Source organism: Pseudosporangium ferrugineum (assembly GCF_003002065.1).
Classification (GTDB): domain Bacteria; phylum Actinomycetota; class Actinomycetes; order Mycobacteriales; family Micromonosporaceae; genus Actinoplanes; species Actinoplanes ferrugineus_A.
Genome location: NZ_PVZG01000008.1, coordinates 1 through 20,446 on the forward strand (window position 1 = coordinate 1; position 20,446 = coordinate 20,446).

Sequence of the window (20,446 nt, forward strand, 5' to 3'; positions counted from 1 at the left end):
CGATCCCGCGTAGCTCCAGAAGAGGTGTCGCGGCCACGGGTGGTTCTCCTTCTTGGATGCGGCGCCGCCCACGCCCGGCCAGGCGTGGGCGGCTCGAAGCGACAGAATCAGCTGATGCCCGCGGCCGTGCAGGCCTTGGCGTAGTCCGCGGTGCAGAGCTGGTCCTTGGTCACGTAGCCGTCGGCGATGACGTCCTTGACGTTCTCCTTGGTGATCGTCACCGGCTCGAGCAGCACCGAGGGGACGTCCCGCCCGGTCTGCGTGTCCTTGGCGACACCGGTCGCGGTGGTCGGCTTCTGGTTCTTCGCGATGGCGATCGCCAGCTCGGAAGCCGCGTCGGCCTCCTTCTTGATGGCCTTGTAGACCGTCATGCACTGGTCACCCGCGAGGATGTTCTGCAGACCCTGCACCGTGGCGTCCTGACCGGTCACCGGCACCTGGCCGTTGAGCCGGTTGCGCTTGAGCACCGCGATCGCCGCGTTGCCCAGGCCATCGTTGGCGGCCAGCACACCCTTGATGTTGCGGTTCTGGGTCAGCATCTGCTCGAAGATCGTGCCCGCCTGCGCGTTGTCCCAGTCCGGCACGTCCTGGTCGGGGCCCTTGGTGTACTCCTTGGAGTCGTACTTCGGCTGCAGGATCGAGTCGTAGCCCTTCTTGAACAGCGCCGCGTTGCTGTCCGTGGGCGAGCCGTTGAGCTCGGCCACGACCGGCTTGGTGACCTTCTTGGCGGCCAGGCAGTCGACCAGGCCCTTGCCCTGCAGCTCGCCGACCTTGAAGTTGTCGAACGACACGTAGAAGTCCGCGCCGCCGCCCAGGGTCAGCCGGTCGTAGTCGATGGTCGCGATGCCGGCCTTCTTGGCCTTGTCCAGCACGGCCTTGCCGGTGCCGTCGTCCAGGTTGACGATCATCAGCACCTTGACGCCGCTGGAGATCATGCCGTCCGCGATCGTCTGGAACTGGGTCTTGTCACCCTGCGCGTTCTGGATGACCGCCTCGACGCCGGCCTTCTCGAACGCCGCCTTCAGGTACGTGAGGTCGGCGGTCGCCCAGCGCGCCGAGCTCTTCGTGTCCGGCAGGATGACGCCGACCTTGCCGGTGGCCTTGCTGCCGCTGCCGCTCTCGTCCTTGCTGTCACCGCAGGCCGCAACGCTGCCTGTGGCCAGCAGACCGGTCGCCGCCATAACGGCCAATCCCTTGCGCATCCGTCGTGTCCCTTCTCATGGCTTCATCGCCGAAAGTTTCAGTTCTCGGGGGTGCCGTGCGATATTTCGATTGTTGTGCTCGGCAACGTTTGTGCATTGCGGCGCGGAGCACAAGCGCTGAGCCCCGCACTTCTCATCCCTCGGCATAACAATCCGGCAACACGGCCGTACGTGAGTGATGACAAAGTGGAGCACAATGGTGATCTTCTTCCGTGAAACTTCCGGAAGCCGGTCGGCGCCTCGCGGGGGTGGTCCGCACCGCCGGATCCGCCGGGCCGACCGATACGCTTCCCATCGATGCGCACGAAACCGGAGCTCAGCGACGACATCCGCACCCGGCGGCGGGCGGCCCTCGTGGTCAACGCCCACTCGCGGCGGGGCGGCCGGCTCTATCACGACGCCCGGGAACGGCTCCTCGCCGCAGGTTTCACGCTGGTCACGGACGCGCCCGTGGACGACCCCGCGCAACTACCGGCACGTCTCGAGGCGGCGGTCGCGGCCGGCCCCGACCTCCTGATCGCCGGCGGCGGGGACGGCACGATCAGCACGGCGGCGCGGCTGCTGGCGCACCGCGACATCGCGCTCGGGCTGCTGCCGCTCGGGACGACCAACAACTTCGCGCGTACGGTGGGCGTACCGCTCGACCTCGACGAGGCGGTGACGACGCTCGCCGAGGGCACGGTCGTCGACGTCGACCTGGGACTCGCCGGGGACCTCGCCTTCACCAACCACGTCGGCATCGGACTGTCCGCCGAGGTCATGATCAACGCGCCGCGGGCGCTGAAGCGGGTCACGGGGCGGCTCGCGTACCCGATGACGGCCCTGGCCCTGCTCCTGCGCCACCGCCCCCTCCACGCGCGCCTGCGCGCCGGCGACCGCCACCACGAATTCCTGACCCACCAGCTGTACGTGGCCAACGGCGGCTTCCACGCCGGCCGCCCCATCACCAGCGACGCGGACGCCGACGACCGCCTGCTGGTGGCCTACCCGGTGGGCGACGCGTCCCGCCGCCGCCTCCTGCGCGAAACGGCCCGCAACGCGGCGACCGGCCACCGCCGGACCCTGCGCGACGACCCGTTCCTCGCCGTCGGCGAACTCTGGCTGGAAACGGACCGCCCGGCCCGCGTCGAGGTCGACGGCGAACCGAGCGGCAGCACACCCCTGCGCATCAGCATCGACCCGAACGCGCTCCGCATCATGGCCCCCGCCGGCACAGTGGACCGCTGACCACCCCGGCCCCGGCTGCGGACGCCGAGTGCGGCGAGGCGACGGCTAGGGCGGGGCTGTCCCGCGCTCCGCGCAGGACGGCTGCGGGCTCGGCTACGACGGCCCGGCTACGACGGCCCGGCTACGACGGCCCGGCTGCGGGCCCGGCTGCGGCGGGGCGACGGCTGCGGCGGCACTTGCTGCGACCGTGCGGGCTACTGCTGGAGCGGGCACGGGCAGCGGACTCCTCCCGGACACCGGAACGGCCCGCGGGTTTGGCCCGCGGGCCGTCGTGGTCGGTGTGGTCAGGCGGCGAAGTCGAGCTGGCCGCGCAGCTTGGCGAGGGCCTTGGTGAGCAGGCGGGAGACGTGCATCTGGGAGATGCCGATCTGCTCGGCGATCTGCGACTGGGTCAGGTTGCCGTAGAAGCGGAGCGTGATGATCTTCTGCTCGCGCTCGTCCAGCATGGCCAGCGCCGGGCCCAGGGCGATGCGGGTCTCGGCCTCGGCGAAGGCGTTGTCCTCGCCGCCGAGGGTGTCGCCCAGCTCGGTGCTGCCGTCGGCGTTGACCGGGGTGGACAGGCTCGTGGCGTTGTAGGCGCGCGAACCCTCCAGGCCCTCCAGGACCTCTTCCTCGGTGACGCCCAGGTGCTCGGCGACGTCGGTGACCGTCGGGGAGCGGCCGAGGGTGTGGCTCAGCGTGTTGTTGGCGGCGGTGATCGCGAGGCGCAGCTCCTGGAGGCGGCGCGGCACGCGGATCGACCACGTACGGTCGCGGAAGTGGCGCTTGAGCTCGCCCACGATCGTCGGGATCGCGAAGCCGGCGAACTCGACGCCCCGGTCCGCCTCGAAGCGGTCGACGGCCTTGATCAGTCCGACCACGGCCACCTGGATCAGGTCGTCGAGCGGCTCGCCGCGGCCGGCGTAGCGGTTGGCGAGGTGCCGGGCCAGCGGCATCCAGGCCTCGATGGCGCGGTCGCGCAGGGCGGCGCGGGACGGGTGTCCGGACGGCAGGGCGGCGACCGCGGCGATCAGCTCGCTCGCGCGGTCCGTTGTCGCCGAGGCATCAGCAGCGGCGGGGGCGCTGTCGACAGGGGCGGCGATAACGGTCATGGACGAGCTCCTTCAGATCCGGCCGCGGGGGCGGCCCTGTTTCACCAGTGACCCGCAAACGTCCCGGGAAGGGCCGTCAGCAGGTCGCCGGACTCATGCCCACTGACCCCCCATGGTCAAACTCATACGAACGGACAGAAGGATGCGTCCGAACGACCGATGCCCGATCGCCGCACACCGCTCCAGTCCCCGATCCAGCGCCGTTCACACCCCTCGACTTCGCTGCATCCTGCACCCGAAGACCCTCGCGGTCACCCGGACGGTGCAATCTTCGCCTCGGCGCCTAATCTCGGGAATAACGGTCGAATTCGTACGGTATATCCCTTTGCATGATCAGCATCTCGAAGCTTCTCCGCACCGCGGCGCTCGTCGGCGTGACCGCCGCCGCGGCCGTCCTCCCGACCTTCGGCGGCACCGCGTCCGCGGCCCCGGCCGACAAGGCCCCCGCCGCCGTCGTCAAGGCCCCCGCACTGAACGCCACCGCGAAGGCCCACCTCGCCAAGGCCGGCAAGGCCATCTGCGTCAACGCCCACGTGCAGAACATCGGCTGGCAGGGCTGGCGCTGCTCGGGCAAGGGCTGGCCGGTGACGGCGGGCACCACGGGACAGTCCCTGCGCCTCGAGGCGGTCTCCGTCCTCACCCACAAGATCGGCGGCATCTGCCTGCGGGCCCACGTACAGAACATCGGCTGGCAGCAGACCCGCTGCGCGGCCAACAACAAGATCGTGACGGTCGGCACGACCGGCCAGTCGCTGCGCATGGAGGCCCTGCGCCTGTGGGCCGGCAAGCGCATCTGCGCCCAGGGCCACGTCGAGAACATCGGCTGGCAGGGCTGGAGCTGCTCCAAGCACTCCTGGCCGGCCGTCATCGGCACCACCGGCCAGTCGCTGCGGCTCGAGGCCCTGCGCCTGAAGGTCTGACCCGACCCCGGAAAGCGGGCGGGAGCTCCGGCTCCCGCCCGCATCGTCATCAACCCCGGATGACCCGGTACGACCGAAGCAGATGCACGGCCCACACGGCAACGAACTCCCGAGCCACAGCCACCCGGGTCGGCGGCTTGTCCCCGGCGTTCCACGTGCTGATCACGTCCACGCCCCCCAGTCTGGCCGCGCCCCGGAGGAACCCCGGTGGCCGCCCCGAGGCAGTTCGGTTGCAGCAACGACCACACTCCCGGCGGCACCGCGCTGCCGCCCGGACCATGGCTTCGACCGGGGCGTTCGCTTCAGCGGCGGCGGAGCACCAGCACGACGCCTCCGGCCACCACCAGCAGCACCACGCCGATCGCCACGAACAGCAGGGGTGGCAGGCCGCCGCCGTCGTCGGCGGTGGAGTCCGGGGGCCGGGGAGCCGCTGCCTGGCCGTTCGGCGCGGTCTGGCCGTTCGCTCCGGCCGGCGGGGAGCTGCTCGCCGCCGGCTGCGGGGCGGTCAGCGCGGCCATCAGGTCCAGCTGGCCCGCGCCGTAGAAGTCGTCGCGGCCCTTCGCACCCCGGTCGATCGCGGTGCCCGTCAGGCGGGCCACGACCTCGGCCGCGGACAGGTCCGGGTGTTCGGCGCGGATCAGGGCCGCCGATCCCGACACGATGGCGGCCGCGGCGCTGCTGCCTTCGAGGGTGACGTACCTGCCCTCGGGCGCCGGGGCCGGGATCTCGACCCCCGGCGCCGCCAGGTCCACCTGGGGGCCGTGGTTGGAGAACGGGGCGATCTTGTTGTTGCGCTGGAGCGCGCCGACGGTGAGCACCTCCGGATAGGCGCTCGGATACTCCTGCTCGTTGCCCTTGTCGCCCTCGTTGCCGGCAGCTCCGACCAGCACCACGTCCGCGGCGGCGGCCTCGCGCAGTGCGGCGCGGAGGCTCTCCGAGGCGCGCGTCTCGAAGGACATGTTGATGACCTTCGCGCCCTGGGCCACGGCGTAGCGGATCCCCTGCGCCACGAAGTAGGAGTCGTTCACCGGCCGTACGGGCAGGATCTTCGCCTCGGGCGCGATGCCCAGAACGCCGTCGCCGCTGCCGTGACCGCGCCCACCGATGATGCCCGCGATGCCCGTGCCGTGCCCGACGCCGTCGTCGTTCCCGGCCGGCTTGTTCTGTACGGTCTGCCGCCCGGGCAGCACGGCCCCCCTGAGATCGGGATGCCGCGCGTCGACACCGGTGTCCAGCACGGCGACCGTGACACCGGCACCCTTGGTGATCCGCTGCGCCTTCGCGACCTCCAGCGGACCCCAGAACCACTGCCGCTCCCGCGCCTCGTCGGCCCGCGCGGGACCACCGGAGACCAGCACCACGAGCACGCCGGCAACCACCGCGGCCACCACCCGCCGCACCGCAACCGACCCGCGCCCCCCGGGTGCGACGGTGCCCCGGACAGCCACCGGGCGAACTGCCGCCCGCCCCACAGCCGCCCGCCGCACAACCGCCTGGCGCACAGCCGCCCGCCGCACAACCGCCTGGCGCACAGCCGCCCGCCCAACAGCCGCGTGGCGCACAGCCGCCCGCCGCACGGCCGCCTGGCGCACGGCCGCCCGCCGCACGACCGCCCACAGCGGCGCGGTGATCAGCGCAGCCGCCGCACGCGGGCCACGCAGGACCGGGGCCGGCACCCCATCCGGGCGGGCCCCGCGCGGGGTGGCGCTGGAGCGCACCGTCACCCGCGCCAGCCGATCACGTTCGGGCCGGGGTCGTGGGTCGCCTCGTGCAGGTCGGGGGCGATGACCGGGTCGACGCCCTCGGCCACCTGCCACGGGTTGTCGGGGTCGTGGTCCGCGCCGTTGTCGCCCGCGCGCCGGTTGCCGCGGGCCGAGCCCGTCAGACCGGTGGTGGCTCCGGCGCGCGAACCGCCCGGCTCCTGGGGCAGCCAGGACGGCCGTGGCGGCCGGGTCCGTTCCGCCTCGCCGAGCGCGCCCGCACGGGTGCGTCCGGAAACGCCGCCCCGGCCGGTGGCCCCACGGCCCGAGACCCCGCCGACCGACCCGGGCCCACCGGCGATGCCGCGACCCGGCCCGCCGGCCACACCGCGCCCGGAACCGGCGACCGTCTCGCCGATGACCGCTCCCGATGGCAGGGCCCGGCCCGCGGCAGGCCGGACGCCGGGGGGCTGCGCACCGCGACCGACCCCGCCGAGGCCGTTCGCCGTGCCGCCCGGGCCGCCGATGCCGGTCACGCCCCGGAGGGTGCCGCCGCGGCCACCGCCACCGCCGCCGCCCACGATCGGGCCGGGCATGGGGGGCACGATCCCGCCGCCACCGCCGGCGGGCAGGCCGCCGGGGCCCGGTACGGGACCGGGCTGGCCGCCGGGCGGGGTGACGGGGGCCGGGGTGATGACCCCGGCGAGCCCCGGTCCGGTCGACCCGGCGCCGGGGCCGCCCCCGGACGGACCGTCGCCGGGCGAGGGCACCGGGTCGACGCCGTCAGGGATCGTCGCGTCACGGCCGGGCAGCGGGGGGACCGGGTCGTGCGGCACCGGGATCGGGTCCGCGCCCCCGCCTCGGCTGCCGGACGAACCGCCGCCCGAGTGCTGCTGCGGGCTGGGCTCGCCGAGCGGCCTGCCGCCGCCCTTCGGCTTGTCGGGCTCGAGGACGTACGGGTCCGGCACCTTGAGCCGGGCCACGTTGTCCTGGACGATGCCCTCCGCCGTGATCATGTGCGTGCGGGCCTTCTCGTCGAGCTTGTCCTCGGCGTTGTCCCACCAGGACGGGACGATGTCCTCGTTCTTCTCCTTGTACTGCTCGTACAGGGGCTTGATGTTGTTCTTCGCCTGGCGCAGCGCCTCGAGGATGTTGGCGAGGCCGGTCGCGGTGTCGTCCGCGTCGGCGCGGGCGGTGTCCATGCGCGCGATGAGGATGTCGAGCTCCTCGACGAACGCCGCGGCCGACTTGTTGTCCTCCGGCGGCCACGCGGCCACCAGCGACTCGCGGGCCTTGCGGAGGAGGTTGCGCTGGTCCTTGACCGAGCCGGAGATCTCGCCCCAGGCCGCGACCTGGCGCCACGATTCGGGGTCGTCCTCGTCGGCCACCATCGCCCACAGGCGGGGCGTGTTGTACGAGCCCCAGGCCGTGCACCAACTGCTGCTCAGCACCTCGTCACTCATACCGCGACCGCCCGTCCCCCGTGGTGCGGCGGGTTCTGCGCGCGTTCGGCGGCGAGCCGGGCCGCGCGGGCCTCCTGGGCGGCGGCCCACAGCGCCTGCTCGGCCTGCTCGGTGGACTTGGCGGCCCGGGTGTCGGAGGCGTCGAAGTCGGCGGCCACCTTCTCGGCGGCGGCGGCGAGCAGCTTGGCGGCCTCGACGTACCGCTTGAGGTTCGCGGTCGAGGCGCTGAGGCTCTGGGCGTAGCGGACCTTGGCGGCGTGCACCGCCCCGCTGGCATTCCTGGCCCCGAAGGTCACCCCGTCACCGAGCTGGATCCTGGCCCGCTCGGTGGCCGGCGCGAGGACACTGTCGGTGTCCACATGCACATCGGTGGCGAACTTGCTCAGCCCGCCCGTCTCGACATTGATACCTGGCTCGCCCACGACAGCCTCCCCGTCCAGCTATGCCGTCACAGCAACGCCATCGAGGGTAGCGATTACCTGCGACGCTTCGATACCCCGTCCGGGTTCGCCAGGGGAAGGGAAAGGCGCGAGGAAGGGGAAAAGGGGAAGGAGAAGAGGGGGATCTGGGCGGTCCTAGCGGCTCGAGGAGTCCGCCAGGCGGGCCACCGCCGCCGAGACCCGCTCGTCGGTCGCGGTCAGGGCGATCCGCACGTGCTGGGCCGCCGCGGGGCCGTAGAACGCGCCCGGCGCCGCGAGGATGCCGCGTTCGGCCAGCCAGTCCACGGTCTTCCAGCATTCCTCGCCGCGCGTCGCCCAGAGGTAGAGCCCGGCCCCGGAGTGCTCGATGGTGAAGCCCGCCGCCGTCAGCGCCTGCCGCAGCGCCGACCGCCGGGCCTCGTAGCGGGCGCGCTGGCCGGCCACATGGGACTCGTCCTCCAGCGCGGCGATCATCGCGGCCTGCACCGGCGCCGGCACGATCATGCCGGCGTGCTTGCGGACCGCGAGCAGCTCGGCCACCAGGGCCGGATCGCCGGCGACGAAGCCGGCGCGGTAGCCCGCCAGGTTGGAGCGCTTGGAGAGCGAGTGCACGGCCAGCACGCCGGTGTAGTCGCCGTCGCAGACCTCGTCGGAGAGGACGGAGACCGGGGTCTCGTCCCAGCCCAGCGTCAGGTAGCACTCGTCGCTGGCCACGGTGACGCCGCGTTCGCGGGCCCACGCGACGACCTTGCGCAGGTGGGCGGCGGGCAGCACGCGGCCGGTCGGGTTGGACGGCGAGTTGATCCAGATCAGCCTGATCCGCCGGTCGGGGCCGAGCGCGGTCAGCGAGTCGCTGCGGACCGCCTCGGCACCGGCGAGCTTCACCCCGACCTCGTACGTCGGGTAGCACACCTGCGGGATGACGACGACGTCACCGCGCCCGACGCCGAGCAGGGTGGGCAGCCACGCGACCAGTTCCTTGGAGCCGATCGTGGGCAGGACTCCGGGCGTACCGGAAGCGCCGCAGGCCCGGGCGACCCAGGCCGTGATCGCCGCACGCAGCGCCGGGGTCCCCGCGGTCAGCGGATAGCCCGGCGCGTCGGCGGCGTCCGCCAGAGCCGACCGGATCGACGCCGGCACCGGGTCGACCGGCGTGCCGACCGAGAGGTCGACGATGCCGTCGGGGTGCGCGGCGGCGACCGCTTTGGCCGGCTCCAGCAGGTCCCAGGGAAAGTCAGGCAGCGACGCCGAGACCACGGTCAGTGCGCATCCCCGCGCGGCGGCTGGGCGGCCACGAACGTCGCGTCCTTCTCGATCTTGCCCACCTTCGACGCGCCGCCGGGGGAGCCGAGATCCTCGAAGAACTCGTAGTTGGCGTTCGTGTAGTCCTTCCACTGCTCCGGGACGTCGTCCTCGTAGAAGATCGCTTCCACCGGGCAGACCGGCTCACAGGCACCGCAGTCGACGCACTCATCCGGGTGGATGTAGAGCATCCGGTTGCCCTCGTAGATGCAGTCGACCGGGCATTCCTCGATACATGCCTTGTCGAGCACATCGACGCAGGGCTCAGCGATGATGTATGTCACGGGTCTTTCCCTTCCAGAGCCTTGCCACTTCGAGAGCGGGAGCACTTCGCGAGCGGGAGCCACTCCGCGTCGAAGCACGACGGTACGGCCAGAGCCTAGTATCTCGCCGGGAGGAGGTGGGACGTGCTCCGACGGCAGGATGTGGGACACCGGGTGGTAGTCCGACGAATTGTAGGTGTTTCCCGGGATCGGCCGCTATTCACGGATGCGCTCGGCGAGCTTGTCGCGTTGACCGAGACGGATCTCACTCTCGCCACCGCCAAGGGCCCGCTGCGGGTGCCCCTCAAGGACGTGCACCGGGCCAAACGGGTGCCTCCCGCCCGCCGGCCCCCGGCCGCCGACGTGGTCGCCCTGGAGCTGGCCGCGAACGACGGGTGGCCGGCGCCGGTGCAGGCCCGGCTCGGCGCGTGGATCCTGCGCGCGGCCGGCAACTGGACCGGCCGGGCCAACTCCGCGCTCGCGGTCGGTGATCCGGACCGGACCCTGGAGGCCGCGATCGACGCGGTCGAGCAGTGGTACGCCGACCGCGGCCAGCAGGCCCTGATCAACACCCCGATGCCGCTCGCCGCCCCGGTCAACGCGACGCTGGACGAGCGGGGCTGGACGGCGCGCCCGCTCACGCTGGTGCAGACCGCGCGGGTGGCGGCGCTGCTGGAGTCCCCGCCGTCGCGCGCCGGCCTGCCGACCGTGGAGCTCGCCGACTCCCCCGCCGACGACTGGTACGCGATGGTCGCCGACCACAAGGGCACGCTGCCCGCGACGGCGCGGAGGATTCTCACCGGCGTACCGGAAAGCGTTTTTGCTCATGTCCGGGACGCCCAGGGTGAGCTGCTCGCGGTGGCCCGGGGCGCGGTGACCGGGCCCGACCGGTGGCTCGGGGTGTCGCTGTTGCAGACCGCGCCGGCCGCCCGGCGGCAAGGGCTCGGCGCGCACGTCCTGCGGGCGCTCGCCCAGTGGGCGGTGCAGCAGCGCTCGCCGCGGGCCTACCTGCAGGTCGAGGAGCGGAACACGGCCGCGGTGGCGCTCTACCGGAAGCTGGGATTCAGCACCCACCACACCTATCTGACGCGGGAGGCGCCGCACTGAACGGGTGTTAAGGTCGATGAGGCGGTGAAGATCCCAGAGACCGGCCCGGGACAGGGAGCTTTTTCCGTGGCGATCAGCGCGTTCGACCTCTACTCGATCGGCATCGGCCCGTCGTCGTCACACACCGTCGGCCCGATGCGTGCGGCCCGGCGGTTCGCGGCCGAACTTCCCCACACCGATGCCACCGTACGCGTGGAAGCCGAGCTGTTCGGGTCTCTCGGGGCGACCGGCCGGGGCCACCACTCGGACACCGCGGTCGTGCTCGGCCTCTGCGGCGAGGACCCGGCGACCGTCGACACGTCCCGGATCCCCGATCGGATCGCCGCCGTCCGCGCCGAGGGCCGCCTGCTGCTGGCCGGCAAGCACCCGATCGCCTTCGACCCGGACACCGACGTGGTGCTGAACCGGCGCAAGAGCCTGCCCGGCCACCCCAACGGCATGCGGTTCCGGGCCTTCGCCGACGGGGAGCTGCTCGCCGAGCGGATCTTCTACTCCGTCGGCGGCGGGTTCGTGGTCGAGGAGGGCGGCGTCCGCGACCGGGACGCGACGGTGCTGCCGCACCCGTTCGCGTCCGGCGACGAGCTGCTGGAGGTCTGCCGGCGCGAGGGGCTGTCCGTCTCGGCGGTCATGCTCGCCAACGAGCAGGCCTGGCGGCCGGCCGCGGACGTACGGGACGGCCTGCTGCACATCTGGGAGGTCATGCGCGGGTGCGTCTCCCGTGGCCTGCGCGCGGAGGGCGTGCTGCCGGGCGGGTTGCGGGTGCGCCGCCGGGCCCCCGCGCTCTGGCGTGACCTGCTCGGGCGGACGGACACCGACCCGTTGCACGTCATCGACTGGGTCAACCTGTTCGCCCTCGCCGTCAACGAGGAGAACGCCGCCGGCGGCCGGGTGGTGACCGCCCCCACCAACGGTGCCGCCGGGATCATCCCCGCGGTGCTGCACTACCACGCGCGCTTCGTGCCGGGCGCGGACGCCGACGACGTGGTCCGCTTCCTGCTCACCGCGGCCGCGATCGGCATCCTCATCAAGGGCAACGCCTCGATCTCCGGGGCGGAGGTCGGCTGTCAGGGCGAGGTCGGCTCGGCCGCGGCGATGGCGGCGGGCGCGCTCTGCGAACTGCTCGGGGGTACGCCCGAGCAGGTCGAGAACGCCGCCGAGATCGCCCTGGAGCACAACCTCGGCCTGACCTGCGACCCGGTCGGCGGCCTGGTGCAGGTGCCCTGCATCGAGCGCAACGCGATCGCGAGCGTCAAGGCCATCAACGCGGCCCGGCTCGCCCTCAACGGCGACGGGGTGCACCGGGTCAGCCTCGACACGGCGATCCGGACCATGCGCGACACCGGCCGCGACATGTCGACGAAGTACAAGGAGACGTCGCTGGGCGGTCTCGCCGTCACCGTCGTCGAGTGCTGACCCGGGTCAGGCGTCAGCGGCGGACGACGCGGCGGGGCTTGGCGGTCTTCGCGGTGGCGAACGCCTTCAGGGACTTGGACCGGTAGTCGCGCCCCAGCATGGTCGCGGTCCAGTAGCCGAGCAGCGTGCCGGCGATCGCGAAGCCGCCGTACAGCCAGATCTGGGAGAAGAAGTTGCCCGCGCCGCCGGAGAACGGGTAGTCGCCGCTCACGAACGGGCCGGCCAGAACGGTCAGCAGCATGCCGCCGACCGCCGCGGCGGCCAGGTCGGGCAGCCAGGTGCCGGCCGGGACCCGCTGGGCCCGGACGAACGCGACCACGGCCAGCACCAGGCCGATGAGGCTGAACATGGCGACGGAGACCCAGTTCTCCGCCGTGTCGTTGTCGGGGAAGCCGATGCGCGTGACCAGCCGTGCCACCACGTTGATCGCGAACAGCGCCGCGGCCAGGACCGCGATCGACACCCACCGCTGCTTCATGACGTCCTCCAGGACCGGCTCAAGGCTCCTCGCCGATGGCTCGTGGCTCGGGATCGTAGCGCCCCGCGCTCGTCCGGTCACACCGGCTCAACGGGCAGGGACATGGGCCGTGTCCGCGGTGAGCCACGCCCGGCGCACCTCGGCCGCGGCAACGGCCGGGTCGAAGGCGAGCCCGGACCCCGCGCGCAGGACGGTATCGAGCCTCGCGTCGTCGACCTGGACCGACGGCGCGACGTTGCGCTCGCCGAACAGCGACGGTCTGCCGCGGATGGCCTTGCCCACGGAGAGCTCGACGTTGAGCGAGAGCCCGACGTCCGCCGGCGGCACGGTCAGCACCCGGTCGCCGAGCTCCACCCGGACCGGGTCGCCGGTGCGCGGCCCGACCGCCTCCCTCAGCTTCCGCTCCGCCTCGGTGCGGGACAGCCCGCCGAGGTCGACGCCGAGCACCCGGGTGCCGCGCGGCACGTCGCCGCCGTACGCCCACGCCGTCGCCCCCGCCGCCGCGATCAGCACGGACGCGACCACGCCCACCACGACGACCCGCCGCCGGTCCAGCGGGCCGGGGTCCGCGGGCTCCGGCGTCATGGCCTGCCGGCGACCGGCCTCGCCAGGATCGCCCGGTACGTGAACACGGCGAAGGTCAGGCTGCCGACCAGGATCATCACCAGCGCGACCCAGTCCTTGCCGCTGACCAGGTAGTCGCCCTCGGTGGTCCGGGAGCCGGCCGCGAAGAACATGATCATCGTCCACACGGCCCAGGGCGGCGCCACCGCCCACCGCCGGCCGACCGTCGTGACGGCGAACCACGAGATGGCGTAGTTGGCGACCGCGGCGAGCACGATCGCCACGCAGATCGGCACCCCGCCGATCCGCAGCGGGGTCATGAACAGCTCGAACAGCGCCGACAGGATCGTCGCCAGCACGGCCACCACCAGGCCGCCGGCGGTGATCAGGCGCTCCAGCCCCGGGCGCGGGGGCTTCGGGGTCTCGGCGGGCGGCGCGGGGGCCGGGGCTTCCAGCGTCATCGCCCGGCCACGTTGCTGAACAGGTCGCTCTCCCACTTGTGCGGGCCGCTCACCTCGCCGCGTTCGCCCTTGGCCAGGGTGAAGTACTCGACGCCCATGAACTCGCCGCCGAAGTCGCCGGCGATGCCGTACAGCCAGGAGTTGTCGGGGATCTGGGTGGCGTGCGCGCGCATCGCGGCGACCTTCTGCTCGTAGAAGTCGGTGCCGTCGATCCGGGCCGCGATCTCGTCGTCGGGGTGGCCGAACGGCAGGTCGTCGACGTTGTCCACGCCGGCGAACGGGTTGTCGTCCAGGGCCTGGAACGCCTCCATGCCGCCCTCGAGCACGCTGCGCGGCATCGCCGTCCAGTAGATCTTCTCGGGGCCGAACCCCTCGGCCTCGGCCAGTTCCGCCGCCCGCATGGCGACCCGGTGCGCCTGGATGTGGTCGGGGTGGCCGTAGAAGCCGTTCTCGTCGTACGTGATCAGCACCTGCGGGCGTACCTCCCGCATGATCTCCAGGCAGTGCGCCGCCGCTTCCTCGAGCTCGGCACCCCAGAAGGCCCGCGGGTGGTTGTTGGTCTCCAGGCCCATCATGCCGGAGTCGCGGTAGCGACCGGCGCCGCCGAGGAAGCGGTGGTCGGTGACGCCCAGCGCGGCGCAGGCGTGCCGCAGCTCGGCGATGCGCCAGCCGCCGAGCTGGTCCGCCTGGCGGGCCTCCAGCTGGGCCAGCTCGGGAACGTGGATCTCGCCCTCCTCGCCGAGGGTGCAGGTGACGAGGGTCACCTGGGCGCCTTCCGCGACGTAGCGGGCCATGGTCGCGCCGGTGCCGGTGACCTCGTCGTCCGGGTGGGCGTGCACCAGCATCAGGCGGCGTTCGGGCAGGGTGTCGGTCACCCGCGCCACTTTACGCGCGCCCCGTCGCGCCCCCGCGTCTGCTGTTTGCCCCCCGCGGACGGTGTCCGATCAGCGATGCTGGTCGTCGTGGAGTATCCCGAACTCGCCGGCCGCAGCGGCCGGTTCCGCTTCGGCGCCCCCCACGCCGTGACGGTCGGCGAGGACGGCGCCCGCGTGGCCTTCCTGCGCTCCGCCGGGCCGCACGACGCGGCGCCGGCGCTGTGGGTCCTCACGGTCGCCACCGGGGCGGTGACGAAGATCGCGGACGGGCCCGTCGAGGCGTACGCCGGCTCGGCCGACCTCGCCGTCCTGGCCTGGGCCCGCGACGGCCGCCTGCACTGCTCCGGGAGCACCCTCGCGGCCGCGGCGCCGGTGCACGGCCCCCGGCCCGACCCGACCGGGCGCGCGATCGGCTACACGACCCCCGACGCCACGCTGCGGGTCATCGGGGCGGACGGCGACGACCAGCTCCTGGCCGGCGAGCCCGGCAGCGGCGTGGCGTGGGGCGTGGCGGAGCCGGCCGCGGCGGAGTTCGGGCGTGACCGGGGCTGGTGGTGGTCGCCCGACGGCAGCCGCATCCTGGCCGTACGCAGCGCCGGCACGGTCAGCCTCCACCTGCTCGACCTGTACGGCGGCTGGGTCGACGTGCACTGGGACCGGGAGACGTACCCGTACCTCGTCGACGTGCGCTGGACCGCCGGGAACCCGCTGATGACCGTGCTGCGCCGCAGCCAGCAGCACGGGCTGGTGCTCTCCGTCGACCCGCGGACGGGCGAGACGCAGGTGCACGCCGAGCTCGCCGACGCCCGCTGGGTGGAACCGGTGGCCGGCACGCCCCTGCTGCTGCCCGACGGCCGCGTGCTCGTCGGCGGGGAACTCGCCCACGACGGCTTCGACGCCCGCTGCCTCTTCGCCGACGGCAGCCTGCTTACCCCGCCGGAGCTGTACGTACGCCGGGTCGTGGGCATGCTCGGCGGCACCCAGGAACTCATCGTCGAGGGCACCGACGGGGAGCCGGCGGAACAGCACGTGTACGCCGTGCGTACGGCCCTCGGCGGGGGCGGCGCGAAGGCCCGCCGGCTCACCGACCGGCCCGGCTGGCACCACGCCGAGGCGGGCGGCGACGTCCTGGTCATCGACGACGTGGTGCGGCGGGGCGCGGCGACCCGGCCGCTGCCCACGGACGCGGCACCCCTCCCGTACGCTCCGCAGCCGGTCCTGGCCCGGGTCACCGACCGCCGGCTGCCGGCGGCCGTGCTCTACCCGAGCGGCCACGTCACCGGCTCGCGCCTGCCGGTCCTGGTCGAGCTCGGCGCCGGCCCCGGCCACCAGCAGGTCGTCCTCGACCCGGCCCGGTGGCAGGAACGGCAGTGGTGGGCCGACGCCGGCTTCATCGTGGTCAGCGTCGACACCAGGGGTACGCCCGGAGTCACGCCCTGCTTCGAGAAGGTGGTGCACCGGCGCCTCGCCGACGTGGCCCTCACCGACCAGATCGACGCCCTGCACGCGCTCACCGGCAAGCACCCCGACCTGGAACTGGGCCGGGTGGCGGCGCGCGGCACCGGCCTCGGCGGCTGGCTGGCGATGCTCGCGGTGCAGCGCCGCCCCGACCTGTTCCGCTGCGGCGTGGCGATCGACCCGGTCACCGACTGGACCGAACTGCCGCCCGCGTACGCCGAGCGCTACCTCGGCAACCGCACCGACAACGCCGAGATCTACGACCACCACGCCGCGGCGCTGGGACAGGCGCCGCTGCTGATCTCCCCCACCGGGGGCCTGTCCGAAGAACTGCGATTCCTGACCCGGGAGTGTGCATGACGTCAGCCCTGATCGGCCGCAGCCTGCCCATGGAAGCCCTGCCGACGACCGAGGTCGACTACCTTCAGCTCGGCGAGACCTCGGCCATCTCCGAGCTGTGGGACGGCAACGTCCTGACCTGCCCCCGGGACACCCCACGCCACCAGATGATCCTGAACTCGCTGGCCAACGCCCTCCGCGCGGGCAGAACGGACCTCAACGTCGTCACCGGCGTCCCGGTCCGCCTCGGCCCGGGCCGCATCGCCGTACCGGACCTGATCATCGCGGGCACCATCGACCCGGACATCCCCCTGGTCGAGGCCCCCTCGGTCCGCCTGGTCTGCGAAATCACGTCGGCGGCGAGCGCAACGGTGGACTGGACCCTCAAGATGCACGCGTACGCCCAGGCCCGCATCCCCTGCTACCTGGTCGCGGAACCGGACCGCGGCCTCCTGCACAGCCACATGCTCACGGCCCAGGGCTACGTCGAACAATCGGTCATGCAACTCGTCCGCGTGACCGGCCTCAATATCTGACCCCACGTGGGAGAATCCCGCCATGACGACGTCTGCCTTCTTCCCTGACGGCGGGCCGCTGAGCGAGGAGGAGTTCTTCGCGCTCGAAGAGGCGACAGACCGCGTCGAACTCTTCGACTGGAGCTTGCACGTGACCCCCGCGCCCACGCCGCGCCATCAACACATCTCGCGACGGCTCGCGAACGCGCTCGAAGCCGGCGCTACGCCAGAGCGCCTGCACGTGGTGGAAGCAATCAACGTGCGGCTCAAACCGGGACGCATTCCGATCCCCGATGTAGTGATCACGTCGGATATCGACTTCGACGAGCAGGCTGTCGACGCCGAGCAGGTCTTGCTCGTCTGCGAAATCGTGTCCCCGTCGAACGCATCCGCGGACAAGATTCTCAAGATGCACTATTACGCCGAGGCCGGGATTCCCTGGTATCTCATCGTGGAGCAGGAGACGGGCGCGCTGCACCTGTACCGGCTCGAGGGCAGGCACTACGTCGAGCGGTCGGTCACGAAGGTGGGCGACCTCCTGCACCTGACCGACCCGGTGGACGTCACCATCGCACCGGAGAAGCTGCTTCCTCCTCGGTGAGGACGGGGTTTCGGGCGGCGACCTCCAATGCCGCCCGGACGAAGGCGGCCACGGCCGGGGATCGGGCGTCCTGCGGCCAGGCCAGGAGGAGGGTCGACGGCCCCAGATCCTCGACCTTCCGGTACGCGATGCCGGGCCGCGGGTGCCGGCGGGCGAGCGACGCGGGCAGGAACCACACCAGCCGGCCCAGCTCGACCAGGTTGAACAGTTGCGCCAGGTCGTAGCGGGGGGCGTCGGCCGGGGGCTCGCGTTCCGGCGCCGGGCCGCGGTCGGCGGGTGAGCCGCCGGGCAGCGTCCAGCCCGCCAGGTCGGCGAGCCGCAGCGCCGAACGGGCGGCCAGCGGGTCGGCCGCCGCCAGCGCCACCCGGCGGGGTTCGGTGAGGAGGGCCTCGGTGTCGAGGCCGCGGTCGTCGAACGGTTCCGGCAGCATCGCGACGTCGGCGCGGCCGTCCCGCAGCGCCGGGATCTGGTCGCCGCGGCTGCCGAGCAGCACCTCCACCGGCAGGGACGCCTCGTCACGCCGGTAGGTCTCGATGATCTCCGGCAGCATCCCGGCGTCGTAGTCGGCCTTCAGCGCCACGCGCAGGCCGGGAGCCGTCCGGCCGGCGTTCCGGGCGCGGCGGGCGGCGGCGGTGACCGCGTCCAGGGCCGTGCGGGCGTCGCGCAGCAGAACCTCCCCGGCCGGGGTCAGCGCCACCCGCCGCGTGGTGCGGACGAACAGCTGGACGCCCAGGTGCCGTTCCATCTCCCGGATAGCCCGGGACAGCGGCGGCTGCGCCATTCCCAGCCGCTCCGCCGCCCGGCCGAAGTGCAGTTCCTCGGCCACCGCCACGAAGTAGCGCAGCTGGCGGACTTCGAGGTCGCTCATATCCGTACGGTATCAATCGGGATCGGATCGGTCCTTCAGGTTCGGAGCGCCCCGGCGTTGACTCGAGCCATGATCGTCGTCACCACCCCCACGGGAACCATCGGCCGCCAGGTCGTCCACCAGCTCCTCGACGCCGGCGAGCCGGTCCGCGTGATCGTCCGCGACCCCGCCCGCCTGCCCGCCGAGATCCGCGACCAGGTCCGATCCGTCATCGGTACGCACAACGACCCGGCCGTCCTCGCCCAGGCCTTCGCCGACGCGGACGCGGTGTTCTGGCTGGTCCCACCGGACGCGCAGGCCCCGTCCCTCGCCTCGTACTACGTCGACTTCACCCGCCCGGCCGCCGCGGCCCTCACCGCCCACCCCGTCGGCCGCGTCGTCGGCATCTCCGCCCTCGGCCGCGGCACCCCCCAAGCCGCCCATGCCGGCCACGTCACGGCATCCCTGGCCATGGACGACCTCCTCGCGGCGACGGGCGTCCCGTACCGGGCCCTGACCATGCCCTCGTTCATGGACAACCTGCTGTGGCAGGCGGACCTGATCAGAACGCAGGGCTTCTTCGCGCAGCCGATCGCCGGCAACCGCAAACTCCCCACCTGCGCAACCCGCGACATCGCCACGGTCGCCGTACGCCTGCTCCGAGACAGCTCGTGGACCGGCAGCGGCGAGGTGCCCGTCCTGGGCCCGGAGGACCTGTCCTTCGACGAGATGGCCCAGATCCTGTCCGAGCTCCTGCACCGCCGGGTCCACTACCGACGGACCCCGGACGCCGACTACAAGGCCCTGCTCGTGGCGCAGGGCATGTCGGAGTCGGTGGCCCAGGGAATGCTGGACATGATGCGCGCCAAGAACAAAGGCCTGGACAACGCCGCCATCCGTACGCCGGACAACAGCACCCCGACAACGTTCCGCCAGTGGTGCGAGGAGGTCCTCCTCCCGGTTGTCCACAGGTGATCCACAGGGGCGACCGTTGACAGTGGACGACGCTCTATCATCAGCTGGCGTCGATGTCGCTCAGCCGTCGCCCGGCCGCAGGCCGGCCATCCCGACCTACGGCCCAGGAGCCACAATGCCTCCGCGCTCCACCCTGCTCACCGCATCCCTGATCGCCTCCGTGGCCCTGGCTCCAGCCACCCAGGCCGCCGCCGCACCTCACCCCGCCACCGCGCCGGCCGGGGTCACCGCGGCGGCCCCGGTCACAGCGGTAGCCCCGGTTGCCGCGGCGGCCCCGGCGGCTGCGGCGGCCCCGGCGGCTGCGGCGGCCCCGGCGGCTGCGTGCCCCACGGTGGTCGGGCACAAGGCCGGCGGGCGGTCGGCGCCGGAGAACACCGTCCCCGGCCTGAACCTGATGGCGAGCCAGGGCGCCCCGATCGTCGAGATCGACATCCGCTGGAACAAGAGCAACTTCGCCTTCGCCTTCCACGACGAGGACGTCTCCATCACCACCAACGGCACCGGCCGCGTCCAGGACCTCTGGCTGCCGGACCTGCAGAAACTCAGCGCCGCCGACTACGCGCCCTGGAAGACCGACCCCCGCTACGGCGGCTTCAACGCGGACGGCACCCCGAAGGTCCGCCCCCCATACGCTTACGACTTCCTCTACGCGGCGAAGAAGGCCAAGGTCAAGCTCCTCCTCGACGTAAAGGTCACCCCGACGAAGGAGCAAGCCGACCTCTTCGTCTCCTACCTCGACCGCGCAGAGCTCCAGATGCGCACCCAGATCATCTGGATGGCCAACAGCGCCGACGGCCTGAAAGCCATGCGCGGCTGGTACCCGAACTTCACGTACTACCTGCTCGAACGCCCCCCAGCAGGCTTCATGCGCACGGCAGAGTCCCTGCAAGCCCTGGGCGCAAAGGTCTACACGGTCCCGGTGGGCGAGGTCCGCTCGGCCGACTACGTCAACTACTACCACCAGTACGGCATCGGCGTATCAACCTGGACAACCGACAACCCGTCCCTGGACACCCCCGAGAACTGGGCCAAGGTCACAGCCTTCGGCGTCGACTACCTGACAACCGACAAGCCCGGCGAAGCACTCGCGTCCCAGCAAAGCATCTGCCAGTGATCGACTGGATCAACTCGGAATCCAAAGGTTGTACAGGCAGCCCGGCCGGTGACCGGACCGCGCCTATGCACGCGCGGGCCTACGGCCCCGCACGCACGACCGGTAACAGCGA

21 protein-coding genes are annotated in these 20,446 nt (G+C 72.5%); 9 read left to right on the forward strand and 12 right to left on the reverse strand.

Annotation, left to right across the window (positions count from 1 at the left end):
* Positions 1–107: 107 nt before the first annotated feature.
* The gene (locus tag CLV70_RS17890; protein ID WP_106127670.1) at positions 108–1,202 is read right to left on the reverse strand and encodes a sugar ABC transporter substrate-binding protein; all 1,095 of its coding nucleotides are present in this window, start codon (positions 1,200–1,202) and stop codon (positions 108–110) included.
* Positions 1,203–1,499: 297 nt separating this feature from the next.
* On the opposite strand from CLV70_RS17890, the gene CLV70_RS17895 reads away from it, so the two are divergent.
* Positions 1,500–2,429, forward strand: a complete 930-nt coding sequence (locus CLV70_RS17895; RefSeq protein ID WP_106127671.1) for a diacylglycerol/lipid kinase family protein — start codon at positions 1,500–1,502, stop codon at positions 2,427–2,429.
* Positions 2,430–2,713: 284 nt separating this feature from the next.
* Here CLV70_RS17895 and CLV70_RS17900 read toward each other — a convergent pair whose 3' ends face one another.
* On the reverse strand, positions 2,714–3,520 hold the full coding sequence (locus CLV70_RS17900; protein ID WP_106127672.1) for a SigB/SigF/SigG family RNA polymerase sigma factor: 807 nt from the start codon (positions 3,518–3,520) through the stop codon (positions 2,714–2,716).
* 329 nt (positions 3,521–3,849) lie between these two features.
* Here CLV70_RS17900 and CLV70_RS17905 point away from each other — a divergent pair, with 329 nt between their 5' ends.
* Positions 3,850–4,440, forward strand: coding sequence for a hypothetical protein (locus tag CLV70_RS17905; RefSeq protein ID WP_106127673.1), 591 nt, complete (start codon positions 3,850–3,852; stop codon positions 4,438–4,440).
* 302 nt (positions 4,441–4,742) lie between these two features.
* On the opposite strand, the gene mycP is transcribed toward CLV70_RS17905, so the two are convergent.
* The 5 genes from mycP to fdxA all read right to left on the reverse strand — a co-directional run bounded on the left by mycP (position 4,743) and on the right by fdxA (position 9,608).
* Positions 4,743–5,831 (reverse strand): type VII secretion-associated serine protease mycosin, encoded by a 1,089-nt coding sequence (mycP, locus tag CLV70_RS17910; protein ID WP_158277773.1) that lies wholly within the window; start codon positions 5,829–5,831, stop codon positions 4,743–4,745.
* 329 nt (positions 5,832–6,160) lie between these two features.
* Complete coding sequence (locus CLV70_RS17915; protein WP_106127675.1) at positions 6,161–7,603, reverse strand: hypothetical protein; 1,443 nt, start codon at positions 7,601–7,603, stop codon at positions 6,161–6,163.
* The gene (locus CLV70_RS17920; RefSeq protein ID WP_146164088.1) at positions 7,600–8,025 is read right to left on the reverse strand and encodes a hypothetical protein; all 426 of its coding nucleotides are present in this window, start codon (positions 8,023–8,025) and stop codon (positions 7,600–7,602) included. Before CLV70_RS17920 ends, CLV70_RS17915 begins: the two co-directional genes overlap by 4 nt.
* Positions 8,026–8,178: 153 nt before the next feature.
* Positions 8,179–9,279 (reverse strand): succinyldiaminopimelate transaminase, encoded by a 1,101-nt coding sequence (gene dapC, locus CLV70_RS17925; protein WP_425440179.1) that lies wholly within the window; start codon positions 9,277–9,279, stop codon positions 8,179–8,181.
* 2 nt (positions 9,280–9,281) lie between these two features.
* On the reverse strand, positions 9,282–9,608 hold the full coding sequence (fdxA, locus tag CLV70_RS17930; RefSeq protein ID WP_106127678.1) for a ferredoxin: 327 nt from the start codon (positions 9,606–9,608) through the stop codon (positions 9,282–9,284).
* Between the two features lie 123 nt (positions 9,609–9,731).
* On the opposite strand from fdxA, the gene CLV70_RS17935 reads away from it, so the two are divergent.
* Positions 9,732–10,694: a GNAT family N-acetyltransferase gene (locus tag CLV70_RS17935; RefSeq protein ID WP_106127679.1), complete on the forward strand. Its 963-nt coding sequence runs from the start codon at positions 9,732–9,734 to the stop codon at positions 10,692–10,694.
* A gap of 66 nt (positions 10,695–10,760) precedes the next feature.
* On the forward strand, positions 10,761–12,107 hold the full coding sequence (locus tag CLV70_RS17940; protein ID WP_106127680.1) for an L-serine ammonia-lyase: 1,347 nt from the start codon (positions 10,761–10,763) through the stop codon (positions 12,105–12,107).
* 13 nt (positions 12,108–12,120) lie between these two features.
* Here the strand turns inward: CLV70_RS17940 and CLV70_RS17945 are convergent, their stop codons facing one another.
* From CLV70_RS17945 to mshB, 4 genes are all read right to left on the reverse strand, one after another.
* On the reverse strand, positions 12,121–12,585 hold the full coding sequence (locus tag CLV70_RS17945) for a hypothetical protein (RefSeq protein WP_106127681.1): 465 nt from the start codon (positions 12,583–12,585) through the stop codon (positions 12,121–12,123).
* 87 nt (positions 12,586–12,672) lie between these two features.
* Positions 12,673–13,170, reverse strand: coding sequence for a hypothetical protein (locus CLV70_RS17950; protein WP_106127682.1), 498 nt, complete (start codon positions 13,168–13,170; stop codon positions 12,673–12,675).
* Complete coding sequence (locus tag CLV70_RS17955) at positions 13,167–13,610, reverse strand: hypothetical protein (protein ID WP_106127683.1); 444 nt, start codon at positions 13,608–13,610, stop codon at positions 13,167–13,169. The genes CLV70_RS17950 and CLV70_RS17955 overlap by 4 nt, the downstream gene beginning before the upstream one ends.
* Entirely contained in the window at positions 13,607–14,485 is an 879-nt protein-coding gene (gene mshB, locus CLV70_RS17960; protein ID WP_106127938.1) for an N-acetyl-1-D-myo-inositol-2-amino-2-deoxy-alpha-D-glucopyranoside deacetylase, read from the reverse strand. The genes CLV70_RS17955 and mshB overlap by 4 nt, the downstream gene beginning before the upstream one ends.
* A gap of 75 nt (positions 14,486–14,560) precedes the next feature.
* Between mshB and CLV70_RS17965 the strand changes: the two genes are divergently transcribed.
* Genes CLV70_RS17965 through CLV70_RS17975 form a run of 3 tightly spaced genes read left to right on the forward strand, consistent with a single transcriptional unit; the run spans position 14,561 to position 17,398 of the window.
* The gene (locus CLV70_RS17965; RefSeq protein ID WP_425440180.1) at positions 14,561–16,303 is read left to right on the forward strand and encodes a S9 family peptidase; all 1,743 of its coding nucleotides are present in this window, start codon (positions 14,561–14,563) and stop codon (positions 16,301–16,303) included.
* Positions 16,300–16,818, forward strand: coding sequence for a Uma2 family endonuclease (locus tag CLV70_RS17970; protein WP_106127684.1), 519 nt, complete (start codon positions 16,300–16,302; stop codon positions 16,816–16,818). The genes CLV70_RS17965 and CLV70_RS17970 overlap by 4 nt, the downstream gene beginning before the upstream one ends.
* Positions 16,819–16,840: 22 nt before the next feature.
* On the forward strand, positions 16,841–17,398 hold the full coding sequence (locus tag CLV70_RS17975) for a Uma2 family endonuclease (protein WP_106127685.1): 558 nt from the start codon (positions 16,841–16,843) through the stop codon (positions 17,396–17,398).
* Here the strand turns inward: CLV70_RS17975 and CLV70_RS17980 are convergent.
* Positions 17,361–18,266 carry a LysR family transcriptional regulator gene (locus CLV70_RS17980; RefSeq protein ID WP_106127686.1) on the reverse strand — a complete coding sequence of 302 codons (906 nt, stop codon included), beginning with the start codon at positions 18,264–18,266 and terminating at the stop codon, positions 17,361–17,363. The genes CLV70_RS17975 and CLV70_RS17980 overlap by 38 nt on opposite strands.
* A gap of 69 nt (positions 18,267–18,335) precedes the next feature.
* On the opposite strand from CLV70_RS17980, the gene CLV70_RS17985 reads away from it, so the two are divergent.
* Together CLV70_RS17985 and CLV70_RS17990 are read left to right on the forward strand one after the other, a co-directional pair.
* Entirely contained in the window at positions 18,336–19,220 is an 885-nt protein-coding gene (locus tag CLV70_RS17985; RefSeq protein ID WP_106127687.1) for an NAD(P)H-binding protein, read from the forward strand.
* A gap of 115 nt (positions 19,221–19,335) precedes the next feature.
* Positions 19,336–20,334, forward strand: coding sequence for a glycerophosphodiester phosphodiesterase (locus CLV70_RS17990; RefSeq protein ID WP_106127688.1), 999 nt, complete (start codon positions 19,336–19,338; stop codon positions 20,332–20,334).
* Positions 20,335–20,446: the final 112 nt, after the last annotated feature.

What these genes read in the sequence shown, in the direction of transcription:
- CLV70_RS17905 (WP_106127673.1), top strand. Translation starts at nt 3,850, where the DNA reads ATGATCAGCATCTCGAAGCTTCTCCGCACCGCGGCGCTCGTCGGCGTG.
- CLV70_RS17900 (WP_106127672.1), bottom strand. Translation starts at nt 3,520, where the DNA reads ATGACCGTTATCGCCGCCCCTGTCGACAGCGCCCCCGCCGCTGCTGAT.
- CLV70_RS17980 (WP_106127686.1), bottom strand. Translation starts at nt 18,266, where the DNA reads ATGAGCGACCTCGAAGTCCGCCAGCTGCGCTACTTCGTGGCGGTGGCC.
- CLV70_RS17965 (WP_425440180.1), top strand. Translation starts at nt 14,561, where the DNA reads ATGCTGGTCGTCGTGGAGTATCCCGAACTCGCCGGCCGCAGCGGCCGG.
- CLV70_RS17895 (WP_106127671.1), top strand. Translation starts at nt 1,500, where the DNA reads ATGCGCACGAAACCGGAGCTCAGCGACGACATCCGCACCCGGCGGCGG.
- CLV70_RS17955 (WP_106127683.1), bottom strand. Translation starts at nt 13,610, where the DNA reads ATGACGCTGGAAGCCCCGGCCCCCGCGCCGCCCGCCGAGACCCCGAAG.
- CLV70_RS17990 (WP_106127688.1), top strand. Translation starts at nt 19,336, where the DNA reads ATGCCTCCGCGCTCCACCCTGCTCACCGCATCCCTGATCGCCTCCGTG.
- CLV70_RS17945 (WP_106127681.1), bottom strand. Translation starts at nt 12,585, where the DNA reads ATGAAGCAGCGGTGGGTGTCGATCGCGGTCCTGGCCGCGGCGCTGTTC.
- CLV70_RS17950 (WP_106127682.1), bottom strand. Translation starts at nt 13,170, where the DNA reads ATGACGCCGGAGCCCGCGGACCCCGGCCCGCTGGACCGGCGGCGGGTC.
- CLV70_RS17890 (WP_106127670.1), bottom strand. Translation starts at nt 1,202, where the DNA reads ATGCGCAAGGGATTGGCCGTTATGGCGGCGACCGGTCTGCTGGCCACA.
- CLV70_RS17985 (WP_106127687.1), top strand. Translation starts at nt 18,336, where the DNA reads ATGATCGTCGTCACCACCCCCACGGGAACCATCGGCCGCCAGGTCGTC.
- CLV70_RS17975 (WP_106127685.1), top strand. Translation starts at nt 16,841, where the DNA reads ATGACGACGTCTGCCTTCTTCCCTGACGGCGGGCCGCTGAGCGAGGAG.
- CLV70_RS17915 (WP_106127675.1), bottom strand. Translation starts at nt 7,603, where the DNA reads ATGAGTGACGAGGTGCTGAGCAGCAGTTGGTGCACGGCCTGGGGCTCG.
- CLV70_RS17970 (WP_106127684.1), top strand. Translation starts at nt 16,300, where the DNA reads ATGACGTCAGCCCTGATCGGCCGCAGCCTGCCCATGGAAGCCCTGCCG.